The organism is Sphingomonas sp. BLHR8, from assembly GCF_056821725.1.
This window is the reverse complement of record NZ_JBPDIM010000001.1, coordinates 335,587-345,711: the sequence shown is the minus strand read 5'-3', so window position 1 is coordinate 345,711 and position 10,125 is coordinate 335,587. Positions and strand designations below refer to the sequence as shown.

Genomic DNA, 10,125 nt, shown 5'->3' with positions numbered 1-10,125 from the left:
CTGACTTCCCCCCGGCAGACTCCCGTCTCCAAGGACTTCCTATCCCAACCGCACTGGGGATCAAGGGGGATTTATGGGGATTTTACCTTCAGTTTGGGGATTTTGTCCTTTTGTTCCATCTCCGTTTCCGTGGCGTTTCATTCGCGCTGATGTGAGATGAGGTCGCCAAGTTGACGTATGACCCAGGTCCGGTTGGCCGCGACCCCGTCTATGAGCGGCTCCACCAACATGTCTGCATCGGCCACCACGACGGCATGGCCTCGCCCAACATCGCAGCGCGCCACCAGGCCGCCATAGTTCAGCCGGCATGATGCTGCCGCCGACGGTTCTTGCGGACGCTCAATGGTCAGTCGCCCCGGCGACCGCACGGTCACCGCCTGACCTTCCGCCGTCACCTGCAGCTCGCGAGCGGACAGGGCTTCCGGCGCGTCGAGCACGAGCCCCCAGCGGGTGAGCAACGGCGTCAGCAGGCTGGTCACCGGCGGATTGCGGGGGTCCCCGATCGGATGCGCCAGCTCGCCGGAATAGAGCCCGTCGGCAAAGATGAGGACCGTCCCGCCGGATCGGACATGCTCGTCGATCGCGACCAATCCCTCCGGGGGCAGCGCGCGGGGGTGGGCAATCCACCAGGTCGGTGCGGACGAACCCGCCGGCGGCGGCAGTGTGTCCGCCTCCGCGATGCCAAAAGAGCGACGCGCCTCGGCGAGCAACGGGCCGTCCGCGAACCCCGCGAGGGGCGCGCTTGCGTCGGGCGGCACCGCCAGCGGCACGCCGGTCAGCAGCAGGACGCGCGGTTTCGCAGGGCTCTTCGCCGCTGACGGAGGCGGACTCGCCTGACCCGCGCCATCGCGCGCGACAACCGCCCATCCGATCCCGAGCGCCGCGAGTGCCGCCATCACAGCGGGCAGCAGCCAGGCCCGCCTGCGCGCTCCGATCACGGTCGCGGTTTGACCGGAGCTGTCGCGGAGGGAAGGTCCTGCACCCCGACGTCGGTCGCGGGCGCAACCGTCGGAGCCGGCGCAGGTGTTCCTACCGGCGCCTTCCCCTTTGCCAGGGGCGCCGCGTCCCCGAGCGGGTCGGTGGAGGCGCTTGCATTGGACGGGGGCGTGGGCGACGCGGTCGAGCTCGCAGCCGCAGCAGCGGCAGCGGCTTGCGCAGGAGCACTGGCGCTCTCGCGCGCCTGGCGCGTCACCACTCCGGTCATCGTCACGACGAACAGCATCATGATCGTGCCACCCGCACCAAGCAGCAGACGCCGACGCGCGTCCTCCGATGCGAGCGGCGAGTGCACCTGATCACGCGCGTCGGTGACAGGTGAGGCCCCCGTTGCCCGAGGGTCCGCCGAGAACATTGGGTTGGTCATACCATTGCAGTTAATCATAGCGTCACGTCGCACAAGTCAACGCAGGCTTTCCCGATCGACGGGCCAAGGGGATTTCATGCTATATCGTACCTCGATCGCCACCGCGGCGCTGCTCTTGCTGTCCGCTCCGGCCGCATCGTCGGCGCCAGCCAGCGCGGCATCGCCGCCCGCAACCGTTCCCACCGGCGTGTGGCGCCTCGCCGAAGGGTTCGACGGCGCAACCATCCGCTTTGCGCGCTGCCAGGGCGACAAGCTGTGCGGTACGGTCGATCGCCTCGGTGCGGGAACGCCGGCCGATGCTCGCGATGTCCGCAACCCCGATCGCAACCTGCGAACGCGCCGCGTGGCGGGGCTGACGGTCTTCGGGCCGCTGACGTGGCGAGGCAACCGGTGGACGGGGCCCGGCTACAGTCCGCAGGACGGGCGGCACTTCACCGCCAACCTCGTGCCCAGCGGCAACGGGCTGAAGATGCGCGGATGCGTCGCGGTCTTCTGCCGCGAGGTGAGCTTCATCCGCGCCTCTTGACGCGCGCGACGGCGGTCGCGGTCACTCCGCCGCGGCCGCCGCCTCGTCCGCGTCGCCGAGGATCCACTCGACGCCCTCACGCGCGTGGAGCGTTGCCGAATCGAAGATCGGCAGCACGTTCGCTTCGGTATCGATCAGCATCGAAAGCTCAGTCGATGCCAGCGCCACCGCATCAACGTCCCGCTGGTCCCACTGGGTGATGATCGTCCGCAGTTCCCGCTCGGACGAGCGGTTGACGATGCCGCGCATCAGCTCGTCGTAGATGATGCGGTCGACCCGCTCGACCACCGCCGGGTCGGCGGGAATGAGGCTGACGCCATGGCTGACGAGACGCTGACGATACCAACGTTCGGTCATCACGTTGGCGGTGCCGAGCAGCGCTGCGGTTTTGATCCCGCGCGCCTTCATCGCCTCCCCCACAGGATCGACAATGTGGATCAGCGGGATGGTGATGCTAGCCGCGACACGATCGGCGACCTTGTACATGGAATTGGCGGCGATCAGCAGCGCGCTCGCCCCTGCCTGCTCCAGCCGACGCGCGCTGGCGATCAGACGTTCGGCCGCGCGGTCCCACTCCGCATCGCTCGACAGGCGCTGGAGATCGCAGGCATTGAGGCTGTCGATCAGCAGCGGCGCCGAACAGGCCGGCCCGACGCGACGCTGCACTTCGGAGTTGATCAGCCGATAGTATCGTTCGGTCGCCGACCAACCGAGGCCGCCGATGATCCCAAGCGTCCGCATCAATCCCCCTTCGACACCGTCGGCGTATCGAGCCGCTTGTGCAGATAATGGCAACTGTGGCCGACCGGATGATCGTCCAGCCGCCCGAATTCCCTGAAGCCCAGGCTTTCGTAAAACGGCTTTGCCTGGAATGAAAAGGTGGTGAGCCAGATGCCGACGCATCCGCGACGGCGTGCCTCCTCCTCGGCCGCCGCCATCAACTCGGAGCCCACCCCGGTCCCCCGCAGCGCGTCGGGCACGACCAGCAGGTCGACATAGCACCAGTCATAGCCGTGGCTCGCGAACAGCCCGCCTTCGAGCGTCTCCCCGTCGCGTTCGAGCCGTAGCGCAAAGCGGCCGTGCCGCCCGTCCCCCGCCCGCCCCCGGTTATAGTCGCGCAGCGGCGCCAGCACCGCCTCGCGAACGTCGGCATCGGGTGTCTCGTCGAGGATGATGCGGTGGCGGCGCGCGTCGCTCAATGCCCGGAACCCAACGCCTTGACGATGTCGTCGACCATCTTCTTCGCATCGGCGAGCAGCATCATCGTGTTGTCGCGATAGAAGATGTCGTTGTCGACGCCGGCATAGCCGACCCCGCCCATCGATCGTTTGATGAAGAACACCGTCTTGGCCTTGTCGACGTCGAACACCGGCATGCCATAGATCGGCGATTTCGGATCGCTCTTGGCCGCAGGGTTCACCACGTCGTTGGCGCCGATGATGAAGGCGACGTCGGCCTGCGCGAATTCGCCGTTGATGTCCTCGAGCTCGAACACCTCGTCATAGGGGACGTTCGCTTCGGCGAGCAGCACGTTCATGTGCCCCGGCATACGTCCTGCGACGGGGTGGATGGCGTATTTGACGCTGACCCCCTCCTTCTTGAGGAGGTCCGCCATCTCACGCAGGCTGTGCTGCGCCTGCGCCACCGCCATGCCGTAGCCGGGGACGATGATGACGCTTTCGGCCTGGCTCATCATGTAGGCGGCATCTTCAGCGGAGCCGCGCTTCCACGGACGGTCGGTCGCCGCCGCAGCGTCGCCTCCCCCCGCCTCGGCGCCAAAGCCCCCGGCGATGACGCTGATGAAGCTTCGGTTCATCGCGCGGCACATGATGTAGGAGAGGATCGCGCCCGACGCGCCGACCAGCGCGCCGGTGATGATCATCGCGGTATTGCCGAGCGTGAAGCCCATCGCCGCCGCCGCCCAGCCCGAATAGCTGTTGAGCATACTCACCACGACCGGCATATCCGCGCCGCCGATCGGGATGATCAGCAGAAACCCGATGGCGAAGGCGAGCACGGTGATGATCGCGAGATAAGGGAGGCTCGTGCCGCTCGGGTCGAGCGCATAGGCCGCCGTCAGCCCGACGATCGCCGCCAGCGTGCCGAGATTGATGACGTGCCGCCCCGGCAACAGGATGGGCTTCCCGCTCATCTTCCCGGCTAGCTTGAGAAAAGCGATGATGCTGCCCGAAAAGGTGATCGCCCCGATGGCGACGCCCAGCGCCAGCTCGACCCGGCTGACCGTGTGGATCGCCCCGCCCGGCTCAGCGATGCCGAACGCCAGCGGGTTCAGGTAGGCCGACCATCCGACCAGCACCGCGGCGAGGCCCACAAGGCTGTGGAACGCCGCCACCAGCTGCGGCATGTCAGTCATCGCGATACGCCGCGCGATGATCCAGCCGATCGCCCCGCCGATGCCGATCGCGGCAAGGATCTCCGGTAACGATGCCAGCTCGTGCGTGACGAGCGTGGTGCCCACCGCCAACGCCATGCCCGCCATGCCGAGCATGTTGCCCCGCCGCGCCGTCGTCGGATGCGACAGCCCCCGCAGCGCGAGGATGAAACACACCCCCGCGACGAGGTAGGCGAGCGTCGCCCAGGGGTTCGCCGCGGCGTGTTCCCCGAGTTGAGGCAGCCCGCCCGGCTCGGCGATGGTCGGAGGCACCGGGTCGGGAAGGCTCAACGCCACAGCCTCAGCGCTCCTTCTTCTTGTACATGGCGAGCATGCGTTCGGTGACCGCGAAGCCGCCGAAGATGTTGATGCTCGCCAGCACCACCGCCGCCAGCCCGAGCCACTTCGCCGCGGCGCTTCCCGACGCCGCGCTGGCGATCAGCGCGCCGACGATGATCACGCTCGAGATCGCGTTGGTGACCGCCATCAGCGGTGTATGCAGCGCCGGGGTGACGCTCCACACGACATAATAGCCGACGAAACAGGCCAGCACGAAGATCGACAGGATCGAGATGAAGTCCACGCGGCCCTACCCTTCCCCGCGCCGCGGTCGTGCGCCGTTGTCGCTCACCCCCGCAGCCTTTCGTTGACCATCACGCCGCCCTGCGTGAGGCGAATGGCGCTGCCGATCTCGTCGTCGAGCACCACGTCGCCGCGCTCCTTGTCCCAGAAGGCGGCGATGAGGTTGTGGAGGTTGCGCGCGTAGAGCGCACTTGCATCGCTGGGCAGCGTGGCGGCCATGTTGCGTGCGCCGATCAGCTGGACGCCGTGACGCTCGACGGTTTCCCCCGCGACTGCGCCTTCGACATTGCCCCCCGTTTCGGCCGCGAGATCGACGACCACGCTGCCCAGCCGCATCGTCGCAAGTTGGGCATCGCTGATCAGACGCGGCGCCGCGCGGCCCGGGATCTGCGCCGTCGTGATGACGATGTCCTGCTTGGCGAGGTGCGCGGACACCAGCTCCGCCTGCGCTGCCTGATATTCGGGCGACATTTCGGTGGCATAGCCGCCGGCGCCCTCGCCTTCGATGCCGGCGACGCTTTCGACGAAGATCGGCTTGGCCCCGAGGCTCATGATCTGCTCGCGGGTGGCGGCGCGAACGTCGGTGGCGCTCACCTGCGCGCCCAATCGCCGCGCGGTCGCGATCGCCTGTAACCCCGCGACGCCCACGCCCATGACAAACACCCGTGCCGCGCTGATCGTGCCCGCTGCGGTCATCATCATCGGCAGCGCGCGGCCGAAGGCGTTGGCGGCCACCAGCACCGCTTTATAGCCGGCGAGGTTGGCCTGGCTGGAGAGCACGTCCATCGATTGTGCGCGCGTGATGCGCGGCATCAGGTCGACCGCCCACGCCTCCAATCCCGCATCGGCATAGCCATCGACCCGCGCTCGCTGCCGCATCGGATCGAAGATGGCGATCACGCGCGCGCCCTGCGCCGCGGCGGCGAGCGCGGACGGCTCAGGCGGCTGCACGGCAAGGATTAGCGCCGCGCCATCGAGCGCAACGTCGCGATCGGCGACCTCGGCGCCCGCAGCGCGATAGTCCTCGTCACGGATGCCGGCCGCCGCCCCCGCGCCGCGTTCGACGGCGATGGAAAGGCCCAGCGCCGCCAGCTTCTTCACTGTCTCCGGCGTTGCGGCCACCCGCGTCTCGGCGGGGGCAGTCTCACGCAGGACAGTGGCCTTCATCGGGTCAGCTGATCAGGATGATGACGAACGCGACCAGCGCCGCCACGATCAAAGTCGCCCACTTTGCCACCCCGACAAACCCGCCGTAGGTCCCCTGGGCATCGCTCAGATCATTGTGCGCCATCGGCCCCTCTATCTCTCTTGCGGCAGGCTTGCCGCGTCGCTGCCTTCCGTCTTTGCCCATGCTTCGGCTCGCTCGCAAGCATCGACCTCACGCTTAAGGGCGACTTTACCCTTGGTCGCTAACTACGTCGGTCAATGGGGGGCGGGTCGATCCTTCCCTTGCGCGACGGGATTGAGCCTTGGCGACGCTGCACGGCGAACGATTACTGCTGCTGATCGACTCGGACGAGACGCGTGGGCATTTCGTCGCATCGATGCTCGGCTGCGCCGGGTGGAAGGTGCAGCGCGCTGCCACTGTCTCGCAGGCGCTCGCCACGATGGCGGGGACGGTCGGCGTACTGCTGGACGCGGTTCTCGTGGAAGCGGCCCTGCCTCAAACCGAGCTGGCGAGCGGCGTGCGTGCGCTGCGCGACTGGCATCCCGGTATCCCGGTGCTGATCCACGGCGCGGATGCGAAAGATTTTGTGGGCCTTCTGAACGCCCTGGCGGCGGGGGTAAATGACCTTGTTGCGGCGCCCCTGACCGCCGAGCGGCTTGATCGAGCGCTGACGACAGCCATTGCCGCGGCCGAACAGGGCCACACCCCGGATCAGGCCTTGTCGCTCGACTGGACGCAACCCCAGGGCCTCGACGGCTTGGTTGCCCGGTCGACCGCGATGCAGAAAACCATCGCTGCGGCCCGGAAAGCGGCCCGCACGCGGGCGCCGGTGGTTATCGAAGGCGACGCAGGGACCGGCCGCAGTCTCGTCGCCGCGGCGATTCACCGCGACGACGCCGGCACCAGTGGCAAGCCGGCAGTGCGGTTCGATTGCGCCCACCATGCCAGCGCGATGATTGCGCCGCTGATTTTCGGTTTCGAGCAGGGCGCCTTCGCCGGCGCTTTCGAGCGACGCACGGGGGTTCTTGCCCAGGCGGACGGCGGGACGCTGATCATCGCCAATGCCCATCGACTGCCCGCCGACGCGCAGGCTCGGCTGGCGGAATGGCTGCGCAGCGGCTGGCTGACGCCATTCGGCGGCGCGCATCTCCAGCGCGCCGAGGCGCGGTTGATCGCCTGTACCTCGACCAATCTGCGTACGCTCGCCGCACGACATGCAATGCGCGACGATCTTGCCGCGCGGATGAGCGTCATCGAGATCGGGGTCCCGCCCCTCCGCGACCGGCGCGATGACATCGCCGACCTGGCGCGGGAGGCGTTGACCGAACTTCACGCCGCAGTCCCGTCGGCACCGCGCAGCTTCACGACCGACGCGATCGAGGCGCTGATGGCACACGATTGGCCCGGCAACGTGGCGCAGCTCCGGTCAGTGATCGCCCGCGCCGCCGCCACAAACCCGGGCCCTGCGCTAAGCGCCGACCACCTGCGATGCGGGTCCGCGACGGCAAAGATCGGCGCTCCGATCCCGCCCCCCAAACGCATGGATACGGTGCCGGCCATCGCCATCTATAACGCCGACGGGCATCTCCGCCCGCTCGATGCGATCGAAGCGGACATCATTCGCCTCGCCATATCGCATTATCGCGGGCGCATGAGCGAGGTTGCACGCCGCCTCGGCATCGGCCGCTCCACCCTCTATCGCAAACTCAGCGAAATCGGGAACGACGACGCCGCCGCGTGAACCGGCGCCGCGCGCGATCGGCGCTGGTTGCTCCAAGGCTCTTGCCCCGGCATGACCTGAGCCGTGACCGACCTTCAACAACAGCTCGACGTCATCGCCGCTGCGATGGCCGCGGAAGCGGACCGTGGTCGGGTCGCCGACTATATCCCTGCGCTCGGTCGCGTACGAGCGGACCAGTTCGCGATTGCCGTGGTCACCGCCGACGGCACCTGCGTATCAGCCGGCGACGCCCGCACCCCCTTTTCGATCCAGTCGATCAGCAAGGTCTTCACCCTGACGTTGGCGCTCGGGCGGGTGGGCGCCGATCTGTGGCAGCGCGTCGGCCGAGAACCGTCGGGGTCGGCCTTCAACTCGATCGTCCAGCTCGAAAGCGAGCATGGCATCCCGCGCAACCCGTTCATCAACGCCGGCGCCATTGCGGTCGCCGACGTCCTCGTCGCGGGCAGCGATGCCGCCACGCAGTCGGGCGTGCTGCTCGACTTCGTGCGGCGTCTGGCCGGGGACGATGCCGATGGTGACGAACGGATCGTGATCGACGCCGAAGTCGCGGAGAGCGAGGCCGCGACCGGCCACCGCAATTCGGCGCTCGCCCACTTCATGCGAAGCTATGGCACGGTTGCGACGGTCGGCCCGGCGCTGCGGCTCTATTTCAACGCCTGCGCGATTGCGATGAACGTGCGGCAGCTCGCCCATGCCGGGCGCTATCTGATGCACGGCGGAGTTAAGCCCGGCACTGGCGCGCGGATGCTCAGTGAACAGCAGGCCCGCCGCGTGAGCGCGCTGATGCTTACCTGCGGTCACTATGATGGCTCGGGCGAGTTCGCCTTTCGCGTCGGCATCCCAGGGAAATCCGGAGTTGGCGGCGGCATCCTGGCGATCGTGCCCGGGGTGGCGAGCATTGCCGCCTGGTCCCCCGGCCTCAACGAGCGCGGCAATTCAAAGCTCGCGAGCGTCGCGCTCGAACGCCTGTCGGAGGCGATGAACTGGTCGCTGTTCACCCCGCAGACGTGAGCGAGTGCCCCGGCGCGCGAGGCATCAGCGCGTCACCGCCGGTTCGGGCTCACCCTCCGCGTCGATGTCGCCCTCACTCACCATCTCGCTCGCGTCTTCCAGCTGATACTCCGCGTGGCGCGGGTGCAGCGGGACAAAGCGCATGACCGCATAGCCGACCAGCGCCGACAGCAGCGAGCCGCCAAGCGTTCCGATCTTCGCCTCTTCGATCAGCAGTGGTTCACGGAAGGCGAGACCGCCGATGAACAGGCTCATCGTAAAGCCGATGCCGCACATCAGCGACACGCCCCAGATCTGCGGCCAGGTCGTGCCACGCGGCCGCTGCGCGAAGCCCGACTTCACCGCCACCCACACCGCGCCAAGAATGCCGAGCTGTTTGCCAAGGAAGAGGCCGAGCGCGATCCCGACCGGGAGCGGCGCCAGCAGCGCCTCCGCCGGCAAATCGACCACGCGCACCCCGGCGTTGACGAAGCCGAACACGGGGACGATCAGGAACGCCACCCAGGGCGCCAGGGCATGTTCGAGCGTGTGCAGAGGGCTCGCCGGGCTATCTGGCCCGTGCGGCGTCGGGATCAGCGGCACTGTAAATGCCGCCAGCACCCCGGCGATGGTCGCGTGCACACCCGACTGGAGCACCACCCACCACAGCACGGCAAAGCCGGCGGCGTAAAAGGCAAGGTGGCGGACACCGGCGCGGTTGGCACCGAACATCACGGCCAGAATCACCGCCGCCGCCGCGAGCGCCCACAACTTCAGCGAGGCGGTGTAGAACAGCGCGATGATCGCCACCGCGCCCATGTCGTCGACGATCGCAACCGTCACCAAAAACAGCTTCAACGATACCGGCGCGCGCGTGCCAAGCAGCGACAGCACCCCGATGGCAAAGGCGATGTCCGTTGCTGCCGGGATCGCCCAACCGTTGGCGAGGCCGGGTTCGCCGCGCACGACGAGCAGATAGATAGCGGCAGGCACGACCATGCCAGCAATGGCGGCGACGATCGGGAGACGCCGCTGCTGCCAGGTGGCAAGGCGGCCATCGACCCACTCGCGCTTGATCTCCAGTCCCACAAACCAAAAGAATATCGCCATCAACCCGTCGTTGACGAGCAGGTGCAGCGTCGTCGGACCGAGCTTTTGGCTCATCGGCGGCAGGATCGGCGCTTCGAGGAAACGGTGGAATGCCGGGCCGAAAGAGCTGTTGGCGACGACCAGAGCGGCCGCCGCTGCAAGCATCAGCAGGATGCCGCCCGCGGCTTCACTCGACAAAAAACGCGCAACAACGCTGCGCGGCTCACTACTCACCGGGAAACTGGCCATCCCCGGGCCTTAACCCGTTGAAGCG

Annotated in this window: 12 protein-coding genes; 3 read left to right on the top strand and 9 right to left on the bottom strand. The window is 67.8% G+C overall.

The window, feature by feature from the left end; all coding sequences use genetic code 11:
• Nucleotides 1–137 precede the first annotated feature (137 nt).
• Both ACRYJK_RS01770 and ACRYJK_RS01765 read right to left on the bottom strand, forming a co-directional pair.
• On the bottom strand, nucleotides 138–896 hold the full coding sequence (locus tag ACRYJK_RS01770; RefSeq protein ID WP_482665869.1) for a motility-associated ABC transporter substrate-binding family protein: 759 nt from the start codon (nucleotides 894–896) through the stop codon (nucleotides 138–140).
• 38 nt (nucleotides 897–934) lie between these two features.
• Nucleotides 935–1,291 carry a hypothetical protein gene (locus ACRYJK_RS01765; RefSeq protein WP_482665868.1) on the bottom strand — a complete coding sequence of 119 codons (357 nt, stop codon included), beginning with the start codon at nucleotides 1,289–1,291 and terminating at the stop codon, nucleotides 935–937.
• 148 nt (nucleotides 1,292–1,439) lie between these two features.
• On the opposite strand from ACRYJK_RS01765, the gene ACRYJK_RS01760 reads away from it, so the two are divergent.
• Nucleotides 1,440–1,889: a DUF2147 domain-containing protein gene (locus ACRYJK_RS01760; RefSeq protein ID WP_482665867.1), complete on the top strand. Its 450-nt coding sequence runs from the start codon at nucleotides 1,440–1,442 to the stop codon at nucleotides 1,887–1,889.
• 21 nt (nucleotides 1,890–1,910) lie between these two features.
• On the opposite strand, the gene ACRYJK_RS01755 is transcribed toward ACRYJK_RS01760, so the two are convergent.
• From ACRYJK_RS01755 to ACRYJK_RS01730, 6 genes are read right to left on the bottom strand one after another with little or no spacing between them, the layout of a single operon-like run.
• A complete protein-coding gene (locus ACRYJK_RS01755; RefSeq protein ID WP_482665866.1) occupies nucleotides 1,911–2,630 on the bottom strand; it encodes an aspartate/glutamate racemase family protein in 720 nt (239 codons plus the stop codon).
• Nucleotides 2,630–3,088 (bottom strand): GNAT family N-acetyltransferase, encoded by a 459-nt coding sequence (locus ACRYJK_RS01750; RefSeq protein WP_482665865.1) that lies wholly within the window; start codon nucleotides 3,086–3,088, stop codon nucleotides 2,630–2,632. Before ACRYJK_RS01750 ends, ACRYJK_RS01755 begins: the two co-directional genes overlap by 1 nt.
• Nucleotides 3,085–4,524: an NAD(P)(+) transhydrogenase (Re/Si-specific) subunit beta gene (locus ACRYJK_RS01745; RefSeq protein ID WP_482667375.1), complete on the bottom strand. Its 1,440-nt coding sequence runs from the start codon at nucleotides 4,522–4,524 to the stop codon at nucleotides 3,085–3,087. Before ACRYJK_RS01745 ends, ACRYJK_RS01750 begins: the two co-directional genes overlap by 4 nt.
• Nucleotides 4,525–4,582: 58 nt before the next feature.
• Nucleotides 4,583–4,864 (bottom strand): NAD(P) transhydrogenase subunit alpha part 2, encoded by a 282-nt coding sequence (locus ACRYJK_RS01740; RefSeq protein WP_482665864.1) that lies wholly within the window; start codon nucleotides 4,862–4,864, stop codon nucleotides 4,583–4,585.
• A gap of 44 nt (nucleotides 4,865–4,908) precedes the next feature.
• Entirely contained in the window at nucleotides 4,909–6,030 is a 1,122-nt protein-coding gene (locus ACRYJK_RS01735) for an NAD(P) transhydrogenase subunit alpha (RefSeq protein WP_482665863.1), read from the bottom strand.
• Between the two features lie 4 nt (nucleotides 6,031–6,034).
• The gene (locus tag ACRYJK_RS01730; protein ID WP_482665862.1) at nucleotides 6,035–6,154 is read right to left on the bottom strand and encodes an aa3-type cytochrome c oxidase subunit IV; all 120 of its coding nucleotides are present in this window, start codon (nucleotides 6,152–6,154) and stop codon (nucleotides 6,035–6,037) included.
• A 178-nt stretch (nucleotides 6,155–6,332) separates the two neighbouring features.
• Between ACRYJK_RS01730 and ACRYJK_RS01725 the strand changes: the two genes are divergently transcribed.
• Nucleotides 6,333–7,772 (top strand): sigma-54-dependent transcriptional regulator, encoded by a 1,440-nt coding sequence (locus ACRYJK_RS01725; RefSeq protein WP_482665861.1) that lies wholly within the window; start codon nucleotides 6,333–6,335, stop codon nucleotides 7,770–7,772.
• 63 nt (nucleotides 7,773–7,835) lie between these two features.
• Entirely contained in the window at nucleotides 7,836–8,783 is a 948-nt protein-coding gene (locus tag ACRYJK_RS01720; protein ID WP_482665860.1) for a glutaminase, read from the top strand.
• A gap of 24 nt (nucleotides 8,784–8,807) precedes the next feature.
• Here the strand turns inward: ACRYJK_RS01720 and nhaA are convergent, their stop codons facing one another.
• Nucleotides 8,808–10,100, bottom strand: coding sequence for a Na+/H+ antiporter NhaA (nhaA, locus tag ACRYJK_RS01715; protein ID WP_482665859.1), 1,293 nt, complete (start codon nucleotides 10,098–10,100; stop codon nucleotides 8,808–8,810).
• Between the last annotated feature and the right edge of the window lie 25 nt (nucleotides 10,101–10,125).